The organism is Streptomyces sp. NBC_01363, from assembly GCF_026340595.1.
Taxonomy (GTDB): domain Bacteria; phylum Actinomycetota; class Actinomycetes; order Streptomycetales; family Streptomycetaceae; genus Streptomyces.
Window position 1 is genome coordinate 337,074 of record NZ_JAPEPF010000002.1, and the last position, 23,201, is coordinate 360,274.

The following is a 23,201-nucleotide window of genomic DNA, read 5'->3' on the forward strand; positions in this document are numbered from 1 at the left end:
CTCACACTAACGCTCCTGGTTGTAGGTATTACTGTCGTCCGAACCCGCGCTGCGTCCCCGGAGCACGCCCCGCCGCAGGTTGCTCAACCTGCCGCGGATGTCCTCGGGGGCACGGGAAACCTGAGGGCCGCCCTGCAGAGTCTGCTCCGCCGTGCCCTCGACCAGATTGGCCTTGGGCACCCGCCGGGGGAGTCCGGACGGGGTGATCCCGCCCGCCTTCGGCTCCCGGAGCTTCTCGGCCCGCTCCCAGCGCTCGTCGTTGGCCGAGCGCCAGTCGTCGGAGCCGTTCCCGTCCTGCTGCGCGGGCGACGGCTGCTGCGGCAGTTCCTCCTGCTGCTGCGGTTGCTGCTGCGCGACGGGCCGGTTGTTCCCACGACCGGTGGGCTGCCAGTGCTGCTGACCGCCCCGGCGCGGCAGACCGGCTTCGGTCAGCTCGTGGCCGGAGTTGGGCGTGGGCCCCGGACGGTCGAAGCCTACGCGCTCCTGCGGCTCGGCGGGGGCGCTCGGGACGGATTCCGCTTCCGCCGGTGCCGACGGCTCGTACGCACCCTGGTAGGCGCCCTGATCCGGCCAGTCGTCCTGATGGGGCTGGGGAGCGAACTGCTCCTCGTACGACGGCTGCAGGGTCTCACCGGTCGCGTACGCGGCTTCCGCATAGCCGCTGGGCAGAGCCTGCTCGGGCTGCTGGGCAAAGTCCGGGTCGGCGCGGTAGGGGTCGTAGCCGCCCTCGTACGACGCCTGCTGCGGCTCCTGGGCGTATCCGTTCCCGGAGTACTGGCCGTCGGCGTACGGATCCTGCGGGAACTGCGGGTGCTCGCCCGCAGTCTGCGCCCCCAGCGCCGCCCGGCGCTGGGGGCGCATCAGCGAACGGCCCACCGGGTCCAGCTGCGCCGTTTCCGCCGAGGGCTGTTCGTAGCGGGAGTCGTCGAAGCCGAGCTCCGCCGCCGTGCGCATGTGCGGCTGGGGCGGCTGCTGTTCGAAGCTCTGCTGCTCCGGAATGATCGAGGAGACGGTGAAGTCGTCCGCTGCTGCGGCCGGTTCGCCACCGCCGCCGTGGGTGATCGCGTCCGGCAGCATGACCAGCGACGTGGTTCCGGCCTGCTCGCCCGAGGGACGCAGCTGGACCCGGATGCCGTGCCGGTCGGAGAGCCGGCCGACCACGAACAGGCCCATCCGCTGCGACACCGCGGCGTCCACGGTCGGCGGGTTGGCCAGTTTGTGGTTGATGTCGGCGAAGTCCTCGGCGGTGAGGCCGATGCCCTTGTCGTGGATCTCGATCATCACGCGGCTGTCCGGCAGCCGGGTCGCGGTGACCCGCACCTTGGTCTGCGGCGAGGAGAACGTGGTGGCGTTCTCCAGCAGCTCGGCCAGCAGATGCACGAGGTCGGTGACCGCCTGGCCGTGGATCTCGGTCTCGGGCACCCCGGAGAGCTCGATGCGCTCGTACGACTCCACCTCGGAGGAGGCGGCGCGGAGCACGTCGACCAGCGGGACCGGCTGGTTCCAGCGGCGGCCGGGTTCCTCGCCGGCGAGGACCAGGAGGTTCTCGCCGTTGCGGCGCATGCGGGTGGCCAGATGGTCGAGCCGGAAGAGGTTCTCCAGCTGGTCCGGGTCGGCCTCGTTGTTCTCCAGGTCGGTGATGAGGGTCAGCTGGCCCTCGATCAGCGACTGGTTGCGGCGGGAGAGATTGGTGAAGATCGCGTTGACGTTGCCCCGCAGCATGGCCTGCTCGGCCGCCAGCCGGACCGCCTCGCGGTGCACCTGGTCGAAGGCGCGGGCGACCTCGCCGATCTCGTCGCGGCTGTGGATCGGGATCGGCTGGACGCGGGTGTCGACCCGGCCCGGCTCGGCCCGGGAGAGCTGGTCGACCAGCATCGGCAGCCGCTGCTCGGCGATCCCGAAGGCGGCCGTACGCAGCCGGCGCATCGAGCGGCTCATCTGCCGGGCCATGAGGCCGGCCAGGACGAAGGCGGCCAGCAGGGCGACGATCACGACGGCGGCGTTGACGACGGCGTCGTTCCGGGCGCTGGACGAGATGTCCGCGGCCTCGGTCACCGCCTTGTCGACGAGCTCGTTCTCGACCGTGGTGTAGCCGTCGAACTTGGCGGTGGCGGCGGCCATCCAGGTCTCGGGCGTGATGCCCTTCGCGGCCAGCTTCTCGGGCGACTTGCCCTGACCGATCTGCTGGGCCATGCCGTCGAACACCGAGCCGTCGATGCTGGGCGGGGCGACGAACGGGGCCCCCGCCGCGTCGGCCTTCTCCTTGGCCTTCTTCAGCTGCTCGGCGCCGTCGTCCGCCTTGGCGGCCAGGACCTGCTCCAGCCGGGCCGCGTCGGCCTCCGTACCACCGGAGGTGAACTCGCCGAGCGCGATCTGCTCCAGGTAGTTGTACGAGCCGAAGGCCTTGACCTGGGCGTCGAACTTGGCGCTCTCCTGGCTCGGACGCACCAGCAGATGCATACCGATGGAGCGCTGAAGCGATTCTGCAGCCTTGGCGAGCTCGATCGCGTAGACCGTACGGCCGTAGCTGGTGATGTTGCCGGTGCCCAGACCCAGCTCGTTGCTGAACTCCATCAGGGAGTGCTGGACCTTGACGTAGCCCTCCTCCGTCTTCACCGGGTCCATGGCCTCGGCGAAGGCGGCCTTGCGCAGCTCGGGAAGGGTGGGCTCCTCCAGCCGGAAGAGCTGCAGGCGCCGCTCCAGGCCCTGCTTCCGGGGCATGCCCTTCACGGCCTCGTTGAACTTGCCCGCGGCGTTGTCGGTGGCGGCCTGGACCTGGCCGATGACGGCGGCGTCACGCTTGTTCGAGAGGAGGGGCTGGGCGGAGAGGTCACGCTCGTCGAGGAGCGCCTGGCCGTACTCGGCGGCCGCGCGCACGATCAGCGCGGTCTTCTCGGCGTCCTGTGCCTCGCGCCAGGTGTCGATCGACCCCTTCACCTGGAATCCGCCCATGACCAGGCCGACCAGGACGGGGATCAGGAGAATCGCGTTCAGCCGGGTGGGCACCCGCCAGTTGCGCGGGGACAACAGGCCGCTGCCGCCGCCGGACACCGCCGCATCGGACGCATCGGCGGACGACGCCGCGGCGCGCGGCGGCGGGGTGAAGTTGCCCCGCTCCTGCTGCGCCGTGGAGCCCGCGTTGTTTCGCCTCACTCGACCAACAACCTCTCGGCGTCGGCACCTACGCTGTGCCGTGTTTTGTTCAGGGCCGTACTACTCGGGAGTTCGTCGAATTCCAGCACGGGGACCGGCCGCGATCCAAACAGTCGGAACCTGTCATTCCGAGTGGCCCAGGCCTCAGATAAAACGGGCATAAAGAACGAGCCCCGTCAAAAGGCGGGGCTCAGGTGAGCGCAGTGGCACCAAGCGGATGCGTCGGGTGTCGAACGCTGGGCAATTCTCTGTCGAAACGTTATGAATACGGGGGTGGATCGTGTCAAAGGACACAGCCCACCCCCGTCCGACTACGGTAACTACCGTATGGCAATACCGACTTGTGCTTACTTGAGCCGTGCCATGAGCGCGTGCTCCACGAGCGTGATCAGACCGCTCTTGGCGTCGGCGCGGTGTCGCGCGTCCGTCGTGATGATCGGGGTGTCGGGGCCGATCTGGAGGGCTTCGCGTACTTCGTCGGGGGTGTAGGGCTGGTGTCCGTCGAAGCCGTTGAGGGCGATGACGAAGGGGAGCCCGCTGTTCTCGAAGTAGTCGACGGCGGGGAAGCAGTCGGCAAGGCGGCGGGTGTCGACGAGGACGACGGCGCCGATGGCGCCGCGGACCAGGTCGTCCCACATGAACCAGAAACGGTCCTGACCGGGCGTACCGAAGAGGTACAGGATCAGGTCCTGGTCCAGGGTGATGCGACCGAAGTCCATGGCGACGGTCGTCGTCGTCTTGCCCCCGGTGTGCGTCAGGTCGTCGATGCCCGCGGACGCGGACGTCATCACGGCTTCCGTACGCAACGGGTTGATCTCCGAGACGGCACCGACGAACGTGGTCTTGCCCACGCCGAAGCCCCCGGCCACCACGATCTTCGCCGAGGTGGTGGCGCGGGCAGCACCGCCGCTAGAGCTTGCGAAGTCCACTGAGCACCCTTTCGAGCAGTGTCACATCCGGCGCGCCGCCGGCCTCTCCATTGCCCGGCTGGTGGATGGCCACCATGCCGGCTTCCGCCAGGTCCGCGACGAGAATCCGGGCCACACCGAGCGGCATCGACAGCAGCGCCGAGACCTCGGCCACCGACTTGACCTCACGGCAGAGGTGGCAGATCCGCTGGTGCTCGGGCAGCAGCGTCCCCAGATGCGCGGGGTCGGCCGTGGTGGAGACCAGCGCCTCTATGGCGAGTTGGTAGCGCGGCCGGGTCCGGCCACCGGTCATGGCGTACGGGCGGACCAGTGGCTGGTCGCCTTCACCGTCGTACGACGCGTGGTGCAGTGCGCCGTACGGATCGGGTGAGGCGGGTGGCGGGGTCATGAATCCTCCGGGCGTGACAGCAGTGCGTCGGCTTGCCGTCTGAAGGGGCCGGTGGGGGGCTCTAAGCGGCCGGACGGGCGAGGGTTGAGGGCGTTACCTGGGGCAATCGAGTCTGTCATCGATCCATGGCCGCCTAATGGAGCAGGCTGCCCTGGAGCTCGGCACGGAGGTCGGGGGTGAGGACGGTGCCGGCACGGTCGACCAGCAGGGCCATCTCGTACCCCACCAGACCGATGTCGGCGTCCGGGTGGGCGAGGACGGCCAGCGAGGAGCCGTCCGAGATGGACATCAGGAAGAGGAACCCGCGTTCCATCTCCACCACGGTCTGGCTGACGGCGCCGCCCTCGAAGATCCGGGAGGCGCCCGCGGTCAGCGAGGTCAGCCCGGAGGCGACGGCCGCCAGCTGGTCGGCTCGGTCGCGGGGAAATCCCTCGGACATGGCCAGCAGGAGTCCGTCGGCGGAGACCACCACCGTGTGCGACACCCCGGGGGTGTTGTCCACGAAGTTGGTGATCAACCAGTTCAGATTCTGCGCGGCCTGACTCATCGGGCTCAACTAACGCTCCTGCTGGTGAGTGGGGCCGAGTGGGAAACTGCCGGTCGACTGGCCGTTGTTGGCCTGCCGCCCTTGCTGGATGCCCCGGCGGAGATTGGTCAACCGCCCGCGTACATCATCGGGGGCACGTGACACCTGCGGACCGGACTGATGGTTCTGCTGCTGAGCGGTGCCCGGCACCAGGTTGGCACGAGGCACACGGCGCGGCAGTCCGGAGGTGGTGACTCCGCCCGCCGCGGGCTTCTTGACCCGCTCCGCCTGCCGTACGAGTTCGTCGTTCGGCGAGGGGCGCCAGGAACTTGTGGTGCTGCCCGGATCGCCTCCGCCGCGCCGCGGCGCCGCGGGAGCGGGAGGCTCCGGGGCCGACTGCTGGGGGAGGGGCTCGGCGGGCGCCTGCGGCTCGGCGGGCGGCTGCTGGCCGCCCTGTTGCGGGCCGTGGAACCAGTTCGTCTCCAGGGTGTCGTACAGCGGCGTACGACCGTCCCCGGGACCGGCCGCCGGAGGCAGCGCCTCGGGCTGCGGCTGCGGCGGCAGGACCGGACGGTACTGCCCGTCACCGGCGGGCGGACGCGGAGCACCGAAGTCCTCGTCGTCCCGGCCGCGCTGACGCGGGGCAGGCAGACCCTGGTCCTGCGCCCGGACGGGCTGCGGCTGCCCGAAGTCGGGACGGGCGAACTGCGCGGTGCCCGCCGGGTCCTGGGCGGAGAGGTCCTGCGGGGCGTGGGCCTGCGGGGCCGGGGCGGAGAAGTCCGGGCGGGCGAACTCGGTGGTGGAGCCGGGACCCTGCCGGTCGTCCATGGGAGCCCGCGGGGTGAGCGGCGGGTTCATCGGCCGCTGGAACTGACCGGTGGACTCGGGCTCCTCGTGACCGCGCGGGGCGTCCAGCGGAGTACGTCGCGGCGCGGACGGCTCCTCGGTGCCCCAGCTGGTGGTCTGCGGACGCTGCGACTGCGGGTTGCCACCGGGCAGCTCGGCACGCGGGCCGCCGACCGGGGGCAGCTGACGGTCGGGCTCGCCCTGGCCGGCCGGGTTCTGCCGGGCCTGCTGCGGCTGCGACGGCTGCCACGGGGCGGGGCCGTTCGGCCGGCCGCCCTGCGGGCCGTTCTGGTCCTGGCCCTGGCGGTTCTGGTCCTGGCGGTTCTGGCCGAACAGGTCGGGCCGGCCCGAGTCCGTACGACCCGCTCCGTCGCCCTGGCCGCGGGCACCGAGGCGGGCGCCGTTGCCGAAGGCGCCGGCGAGGCCGCCGCCCTGACGCTGCGGCTCCGGGCGGGAGACGTCCTGCGGTCCGGTGTTGGACAGCCCGGCGGACTGGAATCCGGCGTTCTGCTGGCCCTGCTGGCCCTGCTGGCCCTGCTGGCCCTGCGGGTTCTGCTGGTGGCGGGGGCCGCCGTCGCGCGAGGGCAGTGCGGCACGCGGCGCGGAGCCCGCGCCGACCTGGCCGCGCGAGGCGCCCGGACCCGAGGCGAGACGGCCGGCCGGGCCCGACGGGGCGCCGCCGAGGCCGGGACGGGGGCCGTTGCCCGCGCCCGTCGCGCCGCCACCGGCGAGCAGGCCGCCGGGGGCGCCGGACTGCTGCCCGGGTGCCTGCTTGGGAACCGGCTGCTTGCCGCCGTGCGCGACATCGACGGGCAGCATGACCAGCGCGGTCGTGCCACCGGAGTCGGAGGGCCGCAGCTGGATCCGGATGCCGTGGCGCAGGGACAGCCGGCCGACCACGAACAGACCCATGCGGCGGGAGACCGAGACGTCCACGGTGGGCGGCGAGGCGAGCCGCTCGTTGATCGCGGCGAGGTCCTCGGGGGAGAGGCCGATGCCGGTGTCGTGGATCTCGACCAGCACCCGCCCGTCGGGCAGCGCGTGACCGGTGACCCGGACCTTCGTCTGCGGCGAGGAGAACGACGTGGCGTTCTCCAGCAGCTCGGCGAGCAGGTGGACGAGGTCGTTGACCACGCGGCCCGCGACCTCGGTGGCGGGCACCGCGGCCAGTTCGATGCGCTCGTACTGCTCCACCTCGGAGGCGGCGGCACGGAGCACGTCGACCAGCGGGACGGGCCGGGTCCACCGGCGGCCCGGCTCCTCGCCCGCGAGGACGAGGAGGTTCTCGCCGTTACGGCGCATACGGGTCGCGAGGTGGTCGAGCTTGAAGAGCGAGGAGAGCTGGTCCGGGTCGGCCTCGCGCGACTCCAGTTCGGAGATGAGCGAGAGCTGACGCTGGATGAGGCCCTGGCTGCGGCGCGAGAGGTTGGTGAACATCGCGTTGACGTTGCCCCGGAGAAGGGCCTGCTCGGCGGCGAGACGGACGGCCTCGCGGTGCACGTCGTCGAAGGCCGCGGCCACCTTGCCGATCTCGTCCCGGGAGTGCACACCGACGGCCTCGACCGAGGTGTCCACGTCCTGCGGGTCGGCCTCGGAGAGCTGCTTGACGAGCTCGGGCAGCCGGTCCTGGGCCACACGGGTGGCCGTGTCCTGCAGCCGCCGCAGCGAACGGATCATGGATCGGGCGACGACGAAGGCACCGACCAGCGAGACGCCGAGCACCAGCAGGATGAGCGCACCGCTGATGATCGCTTCGCGCTTCGACTCGTCGCGGAGCTCGCGGGCCTTGCCCTCCATGTCGCTGAGGAGGGTCTCCTCGATGGTCTTCATCGCCTGGATCTTGGTCGAGCTCTGGTCGTACCAGTCCAGGTAGGAACGGCGCGCGGTGCCGGCCATGCCCGTGGGGCTGTCCAGCACCTTCCTGGCGTAGGCGTCGGCGGCCTTGATCTCGGGGTTGCCCTCGTCCAGAGTGGCGGTCAGCTCATCGGCGTTGTTGCCGGTCGCCTTGTACACGGCCTTGAAGGAGGAGAGCGCCGACCGCTCCTTGCCAAGCGCGCTTTTGCCGAACTGCTTGTCGTTCTCGTCGAGGTGCGGCTGCTTGTCGTTGCCGCCGGGCAGGGCCGCGGCGATGATCGCCCGCTGGACCGAGGCGTACTCCTTGGCGGAGGAGAAGGCCGCCAGCGCCCGGGTCCGCTTGATCATCTCCGAGTTGCTGGTCGCCTGCGCCATGTCCTGCGAGAGGCTCAGCAGCGAGGTGATGAGCTGGCTGTACTGGTCGACGGTCTGGAGACTCGGGGTGTCCTTGCCGTACGCCGTCTTGCGGATGTCCCGGATCTCGGCCAGCTGGCTCGCGATCTGGGTGACGCTCGAATAGATGCCTTCGAGGGCCTCGTCGCCGGAGGGGTCGCCGATCGAGGTCGTCGCGTCGAGGAAGGCCGTCTTCGCCCGGTCGGTCTTCTTGCGGGGCTCGGTGACCTTGAAGTCGTCGGGCTTCACCCCGTTGGCCAGCGGACCGGCCGAACGGTCGCGCTCCTCCTGGAGCGCCTGGGCGAGCGAGGTCGCCTGCTTGGTCATCCTGGTCAGCAGCTGCATGTGGTCCAGCTGCTGGATGTCGTTCATGGAGTCGTTGATCCGCAGTCCGCCGAGCGTGGTCGCGGCGACCACGGGAAGGGCGAGCAGGGAGACCAGGCGCGTGCTGATGCGCCAGTTGCGAAGAGCGACTCGCGAGCCGGTGTTGACGGGGCCGCGGGACTTGAGCGACGAGATCGGATCGGCGTCGCCGTTCGCCGTGGCACCGGGGCGCTGAGCACGGTCGCCGTTGTCGCCGGCCGCGGCAGGCCCGGGGTTCTGAGCGTGCTGGGCCGAGGGACCGCGGTCGGTCCCGCCGTGCGGCTCCTGCTCCGCCGCAGCGCTGCCATCCCTCTTGAAACGTCCCTGCACTAGCGTCGCAACCTCTGGACCAGGCGCTCCTCCGCGCGAAGCGGTGGAACGGTGTCGGCGTCGTGGGGCGTTGTACCCGCCCCATGGTGGTCGTGAGTGACCGGCGTCCTTCCCCTTTCCGCCGCCACTCGGCGCTCCGTTGCGCCCCTGCGCGCCGGCTTGAAACCCGCGGCGGTGCGTGGAATTCCAGCACAGTGCCGGATCTCCAACAAGGGCCCCGTGCCGGGCTGTGACCTGGGTGACGCGTTGTGATGATTGAGTAACAAGCAGTGGAGCGTGATCACGGATAAAGCGGACGATTACGGTTGAATCGACGAAGCGTAAAGGGTGTCCCAGTCGCCATGGTCAGGAGTGGAATGGTTGATTCAGTGCCGTAATGTCCGTTTCTGTCGACGTGATCGAGCGCCTGAAATGAGGGAATTGTCGGCGCAGTCGTGAGCAAACTCACATGATGATCGCCGTCTCTTCCGGGCTCCCGCAGGGAATTGGATGTTTAGCCTGACGCTTTACAGGGATGGCAAATCCGACAACCGGCGCCCCTCCGGGCGGCGCCCGTACCGACAGGGTCCGAACGGCAGATGAAGACGACGATGATGTTCCGCAACATTGCCAACCCCCGGCGCACCACGCTGGCGCACCTCAAGGACGCCGAAGATCTGCGGACGCCGGAGCAGCCGGAGCACGCCGTGGACCTGCCCACCCAGACGGCCAACCCCCGGCGCACCATCCTCATGGTGGCCCCGGTCACCGCCGCCGTCGCGGAGTGACGCGGGCGCCGTCCCCTCACCCGCGCCGATGCCCCGCCCGGTGGGGCCGCCCCGTCGCGCCGCCCGGCAATTGGGGCAATCCCCGCCGGGCAACGCGTTAGCCTGGAGCGTCAGTCTTCAGCCAGCAAGTGAGGGGCGACAGCATCCCGTGCGCATCGCCAGGTTCTCCATCGACGGCAATGTCGCCTTCGGCGCCGTCGAGGGCGAGGGGCCCGATGGTCTCGTCCTCGACATCATCAAGGGCATTCCGTACGCCGAGTTCGAGCTCTCCGGCACCAAGGTCCCGCTGAGCAAGGTCCGCCTCCTGCCGCCCGTGCTCCCCAACAAGGTCGTGGCCATCGGCCGCAACTACGCGGAGCACGCCGCGGAACTCGGCAACGAGGTACCGGACGTCCCCGTCGCCTTCTTCAAGCCCACCACCTCGGTGATCGGCTCCGGCGACGCGATCGAGTACCCCTCCTTCTCGAACGAACTCCACCACGAGGCCGAACTGGCCGTGGTCATCGGCCGCATGTGCCGGGAAGTGCCGCGCGAGCGCGTGAAGGACGTCATCTTCGGCTACACCTGCGCCAATGACGTCACCGCCCGCGACGCCCAGAAGCGCGAGAAGCAGTGGGCGCGGGCCAAGGGCTTCGACACCTCCTGCCCGCTCGGCCCCTGGGTGGAGACCGACCTCGACCCCCACGACCTGACCATCCAGGCCACGGTCAACGGCGAGCAACGCCAACTGGGCCGTACGAGCGACATGATCCGCTCGATCGAGGATCTGGTCGTCCACATCACGGAAGCCATGACGCTGCTCCCGGGCGATGTGATCCTCACCGGCACTCCCGCAGGGGTCGGACCCCTCCATGTCGGCGACGAGGTCGCCGTCACCATCGAAGGCATCGGCACTCTCACCAACAAGGTGATCAAGCGTGGTTAACGCACCAGTCCGTGTACGTTTCTGTCCCTCCCCGACCGGCAACCCCCACGTGGGCCTGGTCCGCACCGCCCTGTTCAACTGGGCCTTCGCCCGGCACCACGGCGGCACGCTGGTCTTCCGCATCGAGGACACCGACGCCGCCCGCGACTCCGAGGACTCCTACAACCAGCTCCTGGACTCGATGCGCTGGCTCGGCTTCGACTGGGACGAGGGCCCCGAGGTCGGCGGCCCGCACGCCCCGTACCGCCAGTCGCAGCGCATGGACATCTACAAGGACGTCGCCGACAGGCTCCTCGCGGGCGGGTACGCGTACCACTGCTACTGCACCACCGAGGAGCTCGACGCCCGCCGCGACGCCGCCCGCGCCGCCGGCAAGCCGTCCGGCTACGACGGCCACTGCCGCGAGCTGAGCGCCGAGCAGATCGCCGCGTACGAGGCCGAGGGCCGGACGTCCATCGTCCGCTTCCGGATGCCCGACGAGGCGCTCACCTTCAACGACCTGGTCCGTGGCGAGCTGACCTTCCAGCCGGAGAACGTGCCGGACTACGGCATCGTCCGCGCCAACGGTGCCCCGCTCTACACGCTGGTCAACCCGGTCGACGACGCGCTGATGGAGATCACCCACGTCCTGCGCGGCGAGGACCTGCTCTCCTCCACCCCGCGCCAGCTCGCCCTCTACAAGGCGCTCATCGAGCTGGGCATCGCCAAGGACACCCCCGCCTTCGGCCACCTGCCGTACGTCATGGGCGAGGGCAACAAGAAGCTCTCCAAGCGCGACCCGCAGGCGTCCCTGAACCTCTACCGCGAGCGCGGCTTCCTGCCCGAGGGGCTGCTCAACTACCTCTCCCTGCTGGGCTGGTCGATCGCCGAGGACCGCGACATCTTCTCGATCGAGGAGATGGTGGCCGCGTTCGACATCGAGGACGTCAACGCCAACCCGGCGCGCTTCGACCTGAAGAAGTGCGAGCACATCAACGCCGAGCACATCCGCAGGATGGACATGAAGGCGTTCACCGAGGCCTGCGGCCCCTGGCTGAAGGCCCCGTTCGCCCCGTGGGCTCCGGAGGCCTTCGACGCGGAGCAGTTCGCGGAGATCGCCCCGCACGCCCAGACCCGCGTCACGGTCCTCTCGGACATCACGGTCAACGTCGACTTCCTCTTCCTCGACGAGCCGGCGACGGACGAGGCGTCCTGGACCAAGGCGATGAAGGAGGGCTCCGACGCCCTGCTCGTCACGGCCCGCGCCAAGCTGGCCGACGCCGACTGGAACGCGGACGCCCTGAAGAACGCCATCCTCACCGCGGGCGAGGAGCACGGCCTGAAACTCGGCAAGGCCCAGGCCCCGATCCGCGTAGCGGTCACCGGCCGCACGATCGGCCTGCCGCTCTTCGAGTCCCTGGAGATCCTGGGCCGCGAGAAGACCCTGGCCCGCGTGGACGCGGCCCTGGCGAAGCTGACCGCGTAACGGTCCGGTACGTACACCGGAGGCCGGAGTTCCCTCAGGGGAGCCCCGGCCTCCCGCCGTTCACGGCGCCTGCGGCGCCCCGCGCGGGCCGACCTGCTGCCCGGGGATGACAGCCCTGGTTCCCACACGCTTCCCGTCGCCGAACATCAGGCTGGAGGACTGCGCGGAGCGCCGGTCCGAGACCACGATTCCGCCGCGCCACTTCCCGCTCGGATCCTGGTAGCGGAACTGGAGCTTCTTCAGACGCTCACCGAACTCCTCCCGCAGCGGCGCGTAGGCGTCGTCGCAGTGCACGTTCCACGTGAGGTCGTTGAGATAGGCATGGCAGGCGATCGGGAACAGCAAGGACGACACCACCAGGTCCGCGACCTGTAACAGGGTGTGCGTGTCGCTGTGACCGAAGACGGGAGACTCGATGATTCCCCGGAGACCGTCCCCGCCCGTGCGGTACTTGCGGGTGGTCACGCAGTGCACGTTGGGCGCGTTCTTCACCTTGGTGCGGCTGTCGAGGACCATCATCCCGCGTGAATGCTCGTGTGCCAGCTGAGCCTGGAACGTCTCGGTCAACGAACCCACGGAGGTCGGGTAGACACCGGACTCGTTGAAGGCGAGCCCTTCTTCCTTGATCCAGACGCGGGCGAGGAGCCGCGTGTCATGGCGTTCCAGTATGTCGAGCAGGGACGACACGAGTTCCATCGCGGCCCGGCGCCAGTTGTGGTTGCCGACCCGCAGGTTCTTGCGGACGTCGGCCCCCTTGATCTCGTGCTGGATCAGCTCGGACAGATGCATGACGTGCTGCAACTGGGGCCGGTAGTGCTTCTTCACGCTGAGGAAGTCCCAGGTCATCTCATTGACTTGGGAGCGGGGAACGGTGAATCCGCCGATGACGAGTACGGGCGGCGCATCCGGCTTGGCCGGATCGAGCGTCTGCCCGTTACCGGCCTCGTCGATGTAGCAGAGATGCACCGAACCTCCCCCGAAACACGTCTGTGGCCGCCCCCGAAGGGACGGCCACAGGGTCTGCGCAGCCATATGCGCGATGTTTTGTTTGCTGCTTTCGATGCTGCCAGGCGCCGGAGCCCAGGGTCAAGCGCGACGTCGCTCTGAGTTGACCGGGTTCAACCCTCTGGAGTGAGAGGGCCAGTCGCCGAGCCGGGCCATACGAGGCAGCCGACGCTTCCGGGGCGCATGGAGATCATGTGGGCAGCACGGTCAGGAGTGCGCAGCGACATCCGGAACCCGCCGTCCACGGCGGTAACCTGCGCGCTCCCGTCCTCGTGCGCGAGTCCCCACGCGGCGACTCGGGCGTCGTAGTCGCCGTCGGAGGTACGGAACCGCTCGACCACGGCGAAGAGGCGGGGCGCGGTGGCTTCCACGAGGGCGCGGATCTCGTCGGCGAAGCCGTCGGGAGGGGCGGGGAGGGAGGGGCGCAGGGATACGGTGGCCATGCGAAGTCTCCTGTCGGTGAGAGGAGTTGAGCTGCATTGGCAACCTAGCTCAGCGAGGGATAGATGTATCCTTTTCCTGGGGTGATTTCTAGGTTATTCATCCGTGTGCGTGGCGTATGGAGCGCCCGTGCGAATGGAGGTGGGGTCGAGTGGCGCGAGCAATGCCACCGACGCTGCGGCAGCGGCGTCTGGCGGCCGAGCTGCGCAAGCTGCGGGAGCGGGCCGGACTTACGTCGACGGCTGCTGCGGCAAGTATTGGTGTTCAGCAGGCCAGGATGAGCATGATCGAAGCCGGGCGCTACGCGGTGAGCGCCGACCGTGTGCGTGCAATGGCGAACAGCTATTCCTGCGACGACGCAGCTCTCGTGGACGCCATGGCGGAGATGACAGGCGGTCGAGAGCGTGGCTGGTGGGACGAGTATCGCGAGTCGCTGCCTGCGGGACTGATCGAGGTTGCGGAGTGCGAGCAGTGGGCAACCTCCGTGCGCGTAGGGGTAGTGGTGTCCGTGCCAGGTCTGGTGCAGACGCTGGAGCATGCCCGAGCTGTGTTCAAGCAGAGCGTCCCGCAGTTGAGACCGCATGAAATCGAGCATCGCGCTTCGTTCCGAGTCAAGCGTCAGGCGGTGCTCTTCCGGGAGGTCGCGCTTCCCTACACCGCCATCGTTCATGAGGCGGCGCTGCGCATGCGATTCGGGGGTTCCGAGGTCACGCGCGCGCAGCTGCACTACATGGCCGAGATGATGGAGCAGGACAACATCACGATCCAGGTGATTCCCTTCGATCGTGAGGACTTCCCTGCGGCTGGGCAGCCGATCACTTACGTCGCCGGGCGGGTGCCGCAACTGGACACCGTCGTGCTGGATTCCGATCACGGCTGTGATTTCCTCGACGCCGAGGCGCAGCTCGCACGCTACCGATCCGTCCTGGACCGGATGGAGAGCTGTGCGCTCAGCCCTGCGAAGAGCCGGGAGTTCATCAACAAGATCGCCAAGAACCTGTGAGGGGTCATTCCATGTCTGCGTACAACTGGCAGAAGTCCTCGTACAGCACCGAGGGTGCGAACTGCGTCAACATCGCCGCCGCGCCCGACGGCACGCTCCGGCTGCGTGAGAGCGACGATCCGGATGTGATACTCGCGGCCACCCGGTCCGGACTGTCCGCTCTGCTCGAGTCGATCAAGGCGGGTGGCAGTACGGGGGCGTAGCTCGAGCGAAGTGGCTCCTGGCGGCCACCGGGACCGACCCGGCGGGCAAGCTCACCGTCGAACGTCCGGTGACGGGCATGCAGACCGCTTCCGGCAACGGCTACGTCGACTACGTCCTGTGGGGCGAGGACGGCAAGCCCCTCGCCGTCGTCGAGGCCAAGCGCACTCGCCGCGACCCGCGCGACGGCCAGCAGCAGGCCAAGCTGTACGCGGACGCGCTCGCAGCCGAGTTCAACCGCCGCCCGGTGATCTTCCACACCAACGGCTACGAGACCTACCTCTGGGACGACGGCCTGGGCTACCCGCCCCGCCAGGTCCAGGGTTTCCTCACCCACGACCAGCTCCACTGGCATGTGCGGCAGCGCGCGAGCCGTCTCTCCCTGATAACGACCCCGGTGAACGAGAAGACCGCCCGAGCCGTCGGTCCGGTGGGCCCTGGCCCACCGCCTGCACTCCACCGTTGCCGGGATGAGCCTGGACAACTTCCTCGTCCGGCCGCACCGCCGCGAGATCGAGACGTTCGCCGACTTCCGCACCTGGCACCGCATCGACGAAGACGCCGAACACGCGGTTCGCGAGAAGCTGCTCCGCCTGCCCAGCGACCACGAACCGGACCCCGACGAGACCCGCGAGGAGGCCAAGCGCTTCGACCTCATCGCCTTCCGGCTCCAGCTCGCGGCGCTGGAGGGCGGCAAGGAATACGCCAAGCTGCGCCAGAAGGTCCGCGACATCGCGGAGGATCTGCTCGAGCAAGACCAATATCCCGGCCGTCGCCGAACAGCTGGAGCTGCTGGAAGCGGCAGCGGGTGAAGAGTGGTGGCAGGACGCCACTCTTCCGATGCTGGAAGACTTGCGCAGAAGGCTGCGAGGGCTGGCCAAACTGGTGGATGCCAAGGCCAAGCGGAAGATCGTCTACACCGACTTCGAGGACGAGTTCGGGGAGATCTCCGAGGCGGAAATCAAGGACATGCCGACGGGCACGGACGAGCACAGGTTCCGCCAGAAGGCCCGCGCGTACCTGCTGCGTCACGAAGACCAGCCGACCGTGCACAAGCTGCGTCACAACGAGCAGATCACCGAAGACGACCTGGCCGGCCTGGAAGAGATCTTCCTCGCCGAAGCGGTGGCCTCGCCCGAGGATCTGGACGAGGTGCGGGCCATGGGTGGTCTGGGTCTGTTCGTCCGTGCCCTGTGCGGACTGGACCGGCAGGCGGCTCAGCAGGCCTTCGAGGGCTTCATCGTGGGAAAACAGCTGAGTGCCGCACAGTTGGACTTCATCACGCTGATCATCGACGTGGTCGCCAAGCGCGGTGTGCTCGACGTCGGAGACCTGTACGAAGTCGGCAGTCCGTTCCATGACCGCGCGCCCGGCGGTCCGGACGACCTGTTCTCCCCGGAGGAGATCGACGGCCTGAAGATCGTGTTCATCGGCCTGCTGACCACTGCGAAGCCCACCATGCTCGCCGCGTAGACGCATACGCTGGGCCGTATGACGATCCGCGCGGTCCTCTGGGACATCGACGACACGATCTTCGACTACACCGGCGCCGACCGCGTCGGCATGCGCAAGCATCTCGAACAGGAGGGCCTGCCCGACGGATACGACTCCGTCGAGCAGGCCCTCGCCGCATGGCGGGCGATCACCGACGCGCACTGGGCTCGGTTCGCCGCCGGGGAGACAGATTTCCTGGGGCAGCGCCGGGACCGGGTCAGGGAGTTCGTCTCGCGGGCGCTGGAGGACGAGGAGGCCGACCTCTGGTTTGCTCGGCACGCGGCGCACTACGAGGCCGCCTGGGCGCTCTTCCCGGATGTGCTGCCCGTGCTGGATCTGCTGGCGGACGGGTTCCGGCACGCGGTGCTGTCGAACTCCAGCATCCACAACCAGGACCGCAAGCTGCGCACGCTCGGTGTGCGGGACCGTTTCGAGGCCGTGGTGTGCGCCGTGGAGCTGGGCGTCTCCAAGCCCGAGGCCGGCGCCTTCCACGCCGCCTGCGACGCACTGGCGCTGGAGCCGCGGGAGGTCGCGTACGTGGGGGACGAGCCGGACATCGACGCCGGTGGGGCGGTCGCCGCCGGGCTGATGGGGATCTGGCTGGACCGGGGCGGGCGCGCTGGACGGCCCGAACTCGTCCGTATCGGCGGGCTCGATCAGCTGCCCGGACTGCTGGGGACCGCTCGGACCTGATCCGCCGGACAGGCCCGGCGGGCAATACCCGTTTTGGAGCGCCGGACACCTTCGGGTAATGTTCTTCCTGCGCCGCCCGAGCGGAACGAAAGATCCGAACGGGAAGCGCAAACCAAACAAAACCCCTCAAGGGGGTTGAGTTTTGGTGGGCTATGGTGTAATTGGCAACACTACGGTTTCTGGTACCGTCATTCTAGGTTCGAGTCCTGGTAGCCCAGCGCAGAAATGCAAGTAGTAACAAGCCCCCGTTGTGTAGCGGCCTAGCACGCTGCCCTCTCACGGCAGTAGCGCCGGTTCGAATCCGGTCGGGGGTACAGATCCTTCCCGCGAGATCATCTGGGTCGCACCCACGCTCTCGATGCAGGATCGCTAGGGCCCCCGTTGTGTAGCGGCCTAGCACGCTGCCCTCTCACGGCAGTAGCGCCGGTTCGAATCCGGTCGGGGGTACTTGTAACACCATGGGCTATGGTGTAATTGGCAACACTACGGTTTCTGGTACCGTCATTCTAGGTTCGAGTCCTGGTAGCCCAGCGCAGAAATGCAAGTAGTAACAAGCCCCCGTTGTGTAGCGGCCTAGCACGCTGCCCTCTCACGGCAGTAGCGCCGGTTCGAATCCGGTCGGGGGTACAACAGCAGGACAGGCAAAGGCCCTTCACCGAGGCAAAGGCCCTTCACCGAGGTGAAGGGCCTTTGCCGTTGGCCCGCCAGGCCGTTCGGCCCGCGGGCTCGTTCAGAGACCGTAGCGCCGGGCCGACTCCTCCTCCTGGGCCATCCGGCGCAGGGCCATCAGCAACGGCTCGTAGAGCACCGCCGACGCGACCGCCATCTCCACCTGCTCCGACTCCGTGGGGTACGTCTCCATCATGTCCAGGTCCTGGACGGCGACTTGATGCATCAGGTGGGCCTGCTCGGCCAGGTAGTCGGCGTCACAGGGGTAGCCGAGACGGATCAGGGTGGCCACCGACGACACCAGCGAGCGATGCGCGGGGGAGAGGGAGCCGATCTCCTGCGACGTCGCCCAGCCGATCCGGTCCAGGAGCCGCTCGACGGCCTCGCGGGCGGTCGCGGTCTCCGGAGCCTCCTCGTCCGGCTCCGGGCCGTGCGGGAGCGACCACAGTGCCGCGCCGAGCCGGATCGTCCGGCCCAGGGATTCGTCGTCGATGTGGGAGAGGACCTCGCGCGCCGTGGCCACGGGGAGGCGGCCCACCTGGATCAGGGCCCGTACCAGGCGGAGCCGGCGTACATGGCTCTCGTCGTACTCGGCCTGTGTCGCGGTGATCCGCCGGCCGGGGTGCAGCAGCCCCTCGCGCAGGTAGTACTTGATCGTCGCGGTCTTGACCCCGCTCGACTCGCTCAGTTCCGAGAGTCGCATGTTCCGTGCCTTCCCTTGCGCCACCTCTTGGGCAGTGCCACTATCCAATCATTGGATAGCGACACTCTCCAACCGGGGAAGGGGCAGGCATGTTCGCGAAGCTGATTCCGGGACGGACCACCGCCGCGGCCGAGGGGGAGGTGGTCGTCCTGCTCATCGGGATGCGCATCAACCACTTCCGGGGCGTGCACCACTGGCTGCCGGTCCTGACCGCGATGCTGCGCATGCTGCGGGAGTTGGGCAAGGACAAGGGGCGCGGCCTGCTGGGCTACACGCTGTTGTCCGGCTCGCCGCGGACGTACTACGTCGTCCAGTACTGGGAGTCGAGGGAGAAACTGTACGCGTACGCGAGCGCTCCCGACATGTTCCACCGCGAGGCCTGGGCGATCATGAACCGCAAGGAGAAGAAGTCCCGGCGGCACGTGGGGCTGTGGCACGAGACGTACATAGTGCCCGAGGGCGGTTACGAATCGATCTACGCCGATATGCCGGTCCACGGACTGGCCGCGGCGACCGGCGTACTGCCGATCGAAGGGCGGGGCCGTCGGGCGGCGGACCGTCTCGCGCACCGCTCGTCCGCGAAGTGAGGTTCTGAGAGGGGGCCGCCACGACTCTGGGGCGGCCGGGGGCATGCCGGGTACGTCAGCCGGTGCGGCGCAGGGCCTCGCTGAGCCTTGCCGCCGAGTCGATGACCGCCTGGGCGTGCATCCGGCCCGGGTGCCTGGTCAGCCGCTCGATCGGTCCGGAGACCGAGACGGCGGCGACCACCCGGTTCGAGGGGCCGCGCACCGGCGCCGAGACCGAGGCCACACCCGGCTCGCGTTCGCCGATCGACTGGGCCCAGCCCCTGCGTCGTACGCCCGAGAGCGCCGTCGCCGTGAAGCGGGCGCCCTGGAGACCGCGGTGCAGGCGCTCCGGCTCCTCCCAGGCCATCAGGATCTGGGCCGACGAGCCGGCCTTCATGGTGAGCGTGGAACCGACCGGCACGGTGTCCCGCAGACCGGACAGCCGCTCCGCCGCCGCCACGCAGATCCGCATGTCCCCCTGCCGGCGATAGAGCTGCGCGCTCTCGCCGGTGATGTCGCGGAGGTGGGTGAGCACCGGGCCCGCCGTGGCCAGCAGGCGGTCCTCGCCCGCCGCCGCCGCGAGTTCCGACAGCCGGGGGCCGAGAATGAAACGGCCCTGCATGTCCCTCGCCACCATGCGGTGGTGTTCCAGTGCCACGGCCAGTCGATGGGCCGTGGGTCGTGCGAGCCCGGTCGCCGCGACCAGCCCGGCGAGGGTGGCCGGACCGGACTCCAGGGCGCTCAATACCAGAGCTGCCTTGTCGAGTACGCCGACGCCGCTAGAGTTGTCCATACGACGATACTCCCGTCTCACTCTGTGAAACGCAAGTTCAATATTCGGCGGAAGTTGCGAACCTGTACGGGCGGCCACACAACGGCCCGCAGCCACCGCCCCGCACGGGGGTCCGGACGGCGGCGCACCGAATCTCTAGTTGGGCCGGCGAAGACGCCGGCCGGAGGGAAAGCGATGGGTAGGACACTCGCGGAGAAGGTCTGGGACGACCATGTCGTCCGGCGCGCCGAAGGTGAGCCCGACCTCCTCTTCATCGATCTGCACCTGCTGCACGAGGTGACCAGCCCCCAGGCCTTCGACGGCCTCCGGCAGGCCGGACGCCAGGTGCGGCGCCTCGATCTCACCATCGCCACCGAGGATCACAACACCCCGACCCTCGACATCGACAAGCCGATCGCCGACCCGGTCTCCCGCGCCCAGTTGGAGACCCTGCGCAAGAACTGCGCGGAGTTCGGTGTACGGCTGCACCCCCTGGGCGACGTCGAGCAGGGCGTCGTGCACGTGGTCGGCCCGCAGCTGGGCCTGACCCAGCCCGGCACCACCGTGGTCTGCGGCGACTCCCACACGTCCACGCACGGCGCGTTCGGCGCGCTGGCGTTCGGCATCGGCACCAGCCAGGTCGAGCACGTGCTGGCCACCCAGACGCTGCCGCTGGCCCGCCCGAAGACCATGGCGATCACCATCGACGGCGAACTGCCCGACGGTGTCACGGCCAAGGACCTGATCCTCGCGATCATCGCCCGGATCGGCACCGGCGGCGGTCAGGGCTACATCCTGGAATACCGCGGCCCGGCCATCGAGAAGCTCTCGATGGAAGCCCGGATGACCATCTGCAACATGTCGATCGAGGCCGGCGCGCGGGCAGGCATGATCGCCCCGGACGAGACCACCTTCGACTACCTGAAGGGCCGCGACCACGCCCCGCAGGGCGAGGACTGGGACGCCGCCGTCGCGTACTGGAAGACGCTGCGCAGCGACGACGACGCGGTCTTCGACGCCGAGGTCGTCATCGACGCGGCCGAACTGGCCCCGTTCGTCACCTGGGGCACCAACCCCGGCCAGGGCGCGCCCCTGTCGGCCAACGTCCCCGACCCTGCTTCGTACGAGGACGCCTCGGAGCGCAACGCCGCCGAAAAGGCCCTGGAGTACATGGGGTTGACCGTCGGCCAGCCGCTGCGCGAGATCGACGTGGACACCGTCTTCGTAGGCTCCTGCACCAACGGCCGGATCGAGGACCTGCGGAACGCGGCCGCGATCCTGGACGGCCGCAAAGTCGCCGACGGGGTACGGATGCTGGTCGTCCCGGGCTCCGTCCGGGTCGCCCTCCAGGCCGTCGAGGAGGGCCTGGACAAGGTCTTCACCGCCGCGGGAGCCGAGTGGCGGCACGCCGGCTGCTCGATGTGCCTCGGCATGAACCCGGACCAGCTGGCCCCCGGCGAGCGCTCCGCCTCCACCTCGAACCGCAACTTCGAGGGCCGGCAGGGCAAGGGTGGCCGTACGCACCTGGTCTCCCCGCAGGTCGCCGCCGCCACCGCCGTGCTGGGCCACCTGGCCTCGCCCGCCGACCTGTCCGACGCCCGTACGCCCGCCGGAGTCTGAGAATCATGGAAGCTTTCACCACACACACCGGCCGGGCCGTCCCGCTGCGCCGCAGCAACGTCGACACCGACCAGATCATCCCCGCCCACTGGCTGAAGAAGGTCACCCGGGACGGCTTCGAGGACGGACTCTTCGAGGCCTGGCGCAAGGACGAGAACTTCGTCCTCAACCGCCCCGAGCGCAAGGGCGCCACGGTCCTGGTGGCCGGTCCCGACTTCGGTACCGGATCCTCCCGCGAACACGCCGTGTGGGCGCTGCAGAACTACGGCTTCAAGGCCGTCGTCTCCTCCCGGTTCGCCGACATCTTCCGCGGCAACTCGCTGAAGAACGGTCTGCTGACCGTCGTGCTCGACCAGAAGGTCGTCGACGCGATCTGGGAGCTGACCGAGGCCGACCCCACAGTCGAGATCACCGTCGACCTGGAGGCGCGCCAGGTCCGCGCCGAGGCCCCCGACGGATCGAAGCTGACCGCTGACTTCGAGCTCGACGAGAACGCCCGTTGGCGACTGCTCAACGGGCTGGACGACATCAGCCTCACCCTTCAGAACGAAGCGGACATCGCGACTTATGAGGTGGCAAGGCCGACCTTCAAGCCGCGTACAATTAACGCCTGAGCAGCGCGTTTCCAGGACTGCGCCCCCTGCCATCTGGTAGGGGGCGCAGTCGCTTGTTGAGACCCCGTCGGGCGACAACTCGCCCCAGATGGCACAATCGGTGCATGGAACGCGACAGCCAACTCAAGCTTTACGGCCAAGTCGCCGACCGATTGAAGGAAGCGCACACAAGAGTGCGCACACTGCAAGTCCCGGAGGGCGTAAGGGTGGCGCTGTCCCGGAAGCTGTTGGTCATCACGGCCGCGGCTAAGCACGATCTCCCGGATGCGGCAAGGCGTCTGGACCGGTTGATGAAGGACCTCGATGAGGGCCGATTCCCCGAAGGTGACTGACTCTGCGGAACTGTGCAGCGGTCGACTTCGTTGCGGCACTAGGGTGATTAGCCCGTTTCGTGTTTGATTTGCGGTATATATCTGCCTAACGTGCGAAAACGCTTGAACACTTTCGTTCTGGCAATGTCTCCGAAGGGGAAGACGTGAACAAGGCGCAGCTCGTAGAAGCGATTGCCGACAAGGTCGGAGGCCGCCAGCAGGCCGCCGAGGCCGTCGACGCGGTACTCGACGCGATCGTCCGTGCGGTTGTCGCGGGGGACCGTGTCTCGGTCACCGGCTTCGGCTCGTTCGAGAAGGTCGACCGCCCCGCCCGTTACGCCCGCAACCCGCAGACGGGTGAGCGCGTGCGGGTCAAGAAGACCTCGGTGCCCCGTTTCCGTGCGGGACAGGGCTTCAAGGACCTGGTGAGCGGCTCGAAGAAGCTCCCCAAGGGTGGCGAAGTGGCCGTGAAGAAGGCGCCCAAGGGCAGCCTGTCGGGCGGTCCTTCCACCCGTACGACGACCAAGGCCGCGGCCAAGAAGGCCACCGCCAAGAAGGCCACGGCGAAGAAGGCCACCGCCAAGAAGACCGCGACCGCGGCGAAGACCACGGCGGCCAAGAAGACCACCGCGGCGGCCAAGAAGACCACGGCGGCGGCGAAGAAGACCACGGCGGCGGCGAAGAAGACCACGGCGGCGGCGAAGAAGACGACGGCCACCAAGAAGGCCGCCGCCAGCAAGACCGCGCCCGCCAAGAAGGCCACGGCGAAGAAGGCGCCCGCGAAGAAGACCACGGCGCGCAAGACCACGGCGAAGAAGGCCACTGCACGGAAGAAGTGAGACCGAGCCGCGCAGGGCTACTCACACGCGCCGGGCCGGGCTCCCCTCGGGGAGCCCGGCCCGCGGGCTGTTGTGGGGCGCTCTGCGCGCGGCCGTCCGGAAACGTCTGCCGCGCCCGTTCAGAACGTCTGCAGGGTCACCAGGGAGATCCGCAGCTCCGCACCCTCGCCGCTGCCCTCGATCCGCACCCGCTGCCCCGGACGCAGCAGCCGCAGACCGCCCGCGTCGAAGGCCCGCGCGTCGAAATCCACCGGGGTGCCGTCGTCGAGCAGCACGCTGCCGGTACGCGTCTCGGGGTCGTAGGTGTACGAGGTCGCCTGCATGGACAGCA

The 23,201-nt window shown here is 68.9% G+C and carries 23 protein-coding genes, 5 tRNA genes and 1 pseudogene; 19 read left to right on the forward strand and 10 right to left on the reverse strand.

What is annotated here, in order from left to right; all coding sequences use genetic code 11:
• Positions 1-6 precede the first annotated feature (6 nt).
• From OG611_RS29605 to OG611_RS29625, 5 genes are all read right to left on the reverse strand, one after another.
• Entirely contained in the window at positions 7-3,153 is a 3,147-nt protein-coding gene (locus OG611_RS29605; RefSeq protein WP_266427074.1) for a nitrate- and nitrite sensing domain-containing protein, read from the reverse strand.
• A 347-nt stretch (positions 3,154-3,500) separates the two neighbouring features.
• Complete coding sequence (locus OG611_RS29610; protein WP_072487286.1) at positions 3,501-4,082, reverse strand: ATP/GTP-binding protein; 582 nt, start codon at positions 4,080-4,082, stop codon at positions 3,501-3,503.
• On the reverse strand, positions 4,063-4,470 hold the full coding sequence (locus OG611_RS29615) for a DUF742 domain-containing protein (protein WP_003966010.1): 408 nt from the start codon (positions 4,468-4,470) through the stop codon (positions 4,063-4,065). Before OG611_RS29615 ends, OG611_RS29610 begins: the two co-directional genes overlap by 20 nt.
• Before the next feature lie 133 nt (positions 4,471-4,603).
• Positions 4,604-5,017, reverse strand: coding sequence for a roadblock/LC7 domain-containing protein (locus tag OG611_RS29620; RefSeq protein WP_006127850.1), 414 nt, complete (start codon positions 5,015-5,017; stop codon positions 4,604-4,606).
• Positions 5,018-5,026: 9 nt separating this feature from the next.
• A complete protein-coding gene (locus OG611_RS29625) occupies positions 5,027-8,782 on the reverse strand; it encodes a nitrate- and nitrite sensing domain-containing protein (protein WP_266427078.1) in 3,756 nt (1,251 codons plus the stop codon).
• Between the two features lie 578 nt (positions 8,783-9,360).
• Here OG611_RS29625 and OG611_RS29630 point away from each other — a divergent pair.
• From OG611_RS29630 to gltX, 3 genes are all read left to right on the forward strand, one after another.
• Positions 9,361-9,549 carry a hypothetical protein gene (locus OG611_RS29630; protein WP_266427080.1) on the forward strand — a complete coding sequence of 63 codons (189 nt, stop codon included), beginning with the start codon at positions 9,361-9,363 and terminating at the stop codon, positions 9,547-9,549.
• A 148-nt stretch (positions 9,550-9,697) separates the two neighbouring features.
• Complete coding sequence (locus OG611_RS29635) at positions 9,698-10,474, forward strand: fumarylacetoacetate hydrolase family protein (protein ID WP_093545179.1); 777 nt, start codon at positions 9,698-9,700, stop codon at positions 10,472-10,474.
• Complete coding sequence (gene gltX / locus OG611_RS29640) at positions 10,467-11,939, forward strand: glutamate--tRNA ligase (RefSeq protein ID WP_266427084.1); 1,473 nt, start codon at positions 10,467-10,469, stop codon at positions 11,937-11,939. The genes OG611_RS29635 and gltX overlap by 8 nt, the downstream gene beginning before the upstream one ends.
• Positions 11,940-11,999: 60 nt before the next feature.
• On the opposite strand, the gene OG611_RS29645 is transcribed toward gltX, so the two are convergent.
• Positions 12,000-12,905 carry a DUF3800 domain-containing protein gene (locus OG611_RS29645; RefSeq protein ID WP_266427086.1) on the reverse strand — a complete coding sequence of 302 codons (906 nt, stop codon included), beginning with the start codon at positions 12,903-12,905 and terminating at the stop codon, positions 12,000-12,002.
• 152 nt (positions 12,906-13,057) lie between these two features.
• Positions 13,058-13,387 carry a hypothetical protein gene (locus tag OG611_RS29650; protein WP_266427088.1) on the reverse strand — a complete coding sequence of 110 codons (330 nt, stop codon included), beginning with the start codon at positions 13,385-13,387 and terminating at the stop codon, positions 13,058-13,060.
• 161 nt (positions 13,388-13,548) lie between these two features.
• Here OG611_RS29650 and OG611_RS29655 point away from each other — a divergent pair, with 161 nt between their 5' ends.
• The 11 genes and pseudogenes from OG611_RS29655 to OG611_RS29705 all read left to right on the forward strand — a co-directional run bounded on the left by OG611_RS29655 (position 13,549) and on the right by OG611_RS29705 (position 17,403).
• Entirely contained in the window at positions 13,549-14,388 is an 840-nt protein-coding gene (locus OG611_RS29655) for a helix-turn-helix transcriptional regulator (protein WP_266431304.1), read from the forward strand.
• Between the two features lie 11 nt (positions 14,389-14,399).
• A complete protein-coding gene (locus tag OG611_RS29660) occupies positions 14,400-14,591 on the forward strand; it encodes a DUF397 domain-containing protein (RefSeq protein WP_266427091.1) in 192 nt (63 codons plus the stop codon).
• Positions 14,592-14,668: 77 nt separating this feature from the next.
• Positions 14,669-14,821, forward strand: a pseudogene (locus tag OG611_RS29665) (hypothetical protein); the annotation flags it as partial.
• A gap of 238 nt (positions 14,822-15,059) precedes the next feature.
• On the forward strand, positions 15,060-15,401 hold the full coding sequence (locus OG611_RS29670; protein ID WP_266427092.1) for a hypothetical protein: 342 nt from the start codon (positions 15,060-15,062) through the stop codon (positions 15,399-15,401).
• A 28-nt stretch (positions 15,402-15,429) separates the two neighbouring features.
• Positions 15,430-16,062, forward strand: a complete 633-nt coding sequence (locus OG611_RS29675; protein ID WP_266427095.1) for a type I restriction-modification enzyme R subunit C-terminal domain-containing protein — start codon at positions 15,430-15,432, stop codon at positions 16,060-16,062.
• A gap of 18 nt (positions 16,063-16,080) precedes the next feature.
• Positions 16,081-16,776: an HAD family hydrolase gene (locus OG611_RS29680; RefSeq protein ID WP_266427098.1), complete on the forward strand. Its 696-nt coding sequence runs from the start codon at positions 16,081-16,083 to the stop codon at positions 16,774-16,776.
• A gap of 146 nt (positions 16,777-16,922) precedes the next feature.
• Positions 16,923-16,994 (forward strand) — tRNA-Gln (locus OG611_RS29685).
• Positions 16,995-17,017: 23 nt separating this feature from the next.
• A tRNA-Glu gene (locus OG611_RS29690) sits at positions 17,018-17,090 on the forward strand.
• A 60-nt stretch (positions 17,091-17,150) separates the two neighbouring features.
• A tRNA-Glu gene (locus OG611_RS29695) sits at positions 17,151-17,223 on the forward strand.
• A gap of 12 nt (positions 17,224-17,235) precedes the next feature.
• Positions 17,236-17,307: transfer RNA gene (locus OG611_RS29700), tRNA-Gln, on the forward strand.
• A 23-nt stretch (positions 17,308-17,330) separates the two neighbouring features.
• A tRNA-Glu gene (locus OG611_RS29705) sits at positions 17,331-17,403 on the forward strand.
• A gap of 103 nt (positions 17,404-17,506) precedes the next feature.
• On the opposite strand, the gene OG611_RS29710 is transcribed toward OG611_RS29705, so the two are convergent.
• Positions 17,507-18,148, reverse strand: coding sequence for a MerR family transcriptional regulator (locus OG611_RS29710; protein ID WP_266427101.1), 642 nt, complete (start codon positions 18,146-18,148; stop codon positions 17,507-17,509).
• An 89-nt stretch (positions 18,149-18,237) separates the two neighbouring features.
• On the opposite strand from OG611_RS29710, the gene OG611_RS29715 reads away from it, so the two are divergent.
• Positions 18,238-18,735, forward strand: a complete 498-nt coding sequence (locus tag OG611_RS29715; protein ID WP_266427102.1) for a DUF4188 domain-containing protein — start codon at positions 18,238-18,240, stop codon at positions 18,733-18,735.
• 55 nt (positions 18,736-18,790) lie between these two features.
• On the opposite strand, the gene ndgR is transcribed toward OG611_RS29715, so the two are convergent.
• Complete coding sequence (gene ndgR, locus OG611_RS29720) at positions 18,791-19,507, reverse strand: IclR family transcriptional regulator NdgR (protein ID WP_003966003.1); 717 nt, start codon at positions 19,505-19,507, stop codon at positions 18,791-18,793.
• 174 nt (positions 19,508-19,681) lie between these two features.
• Between ndgR and leuC the strand changes: the two genes are divergently transcribed.
• From leuC to OG611_RS29740, 4 genes are all read left to right on the forward strand, one after another.
• Positions 19,682-21,106 (forward strand): 3-isopropylmalate dehydratase large subunit, encoded by a 1,425-nt coding sequence (gene leuC, locus OG611_RS29725; protein ID WP_266427105.1) that lies wholly within the window; start codon positions 19,682-19,684, stop codon positions 21,104-21,106.
• 5 nt (positions 21,107-21,111) lie between these two features.
• Entirely contained in the window at positions 21,112-21,720 is a 609-nt protein-coding gene (gene leuD, locus OG611_RS29730; protein ID WP_266427108.1) for a 3-isopropylmalate dehydratase small subunit, read from the forward strand.
• Positions 21,721-21,824: 104 nt separating this feature from the next.
• Positions 21,825-22,052, forward strand: a complete 228-nt coding sequence (locus OG611_RS29735; protein WP_266427111.1) for a hypothetical protein — start codon at positions 21,825-21,827, stop codon at positions 22,050-22,052.
• 143 nt (positions 22,053-22,195) lie between these two features.
• On the forward strand, positions 22,196-22,870 hold the full coding sequence (locus OG611_RS29740; RefSeq protein ID WP_266427114.1) for an HU family DNA-binding protein: 675 nt from the start codon (positions 22,196-22,198) through the stop codon (positions 22,868-22,870).
• A 119-nt stretch (positions 22,871-22,989) separates the two neighbouring features.
• Here the strand turns inward: OG611_RS29740 and OG611_RS29745 are convergent, their stop codons facing one another.
• Complete coding sequence (locus OG611_RS29745) at positions 22,990-23,193, reverse strand: hypothetical protein (protein ID WP_266427117.1); 204 nt, start codon at positions 23,191-23,193, stop codon at positions 22,990-22,992.
• Positions 23,194-23,201 lie beyond the last annotated feature (8 nt).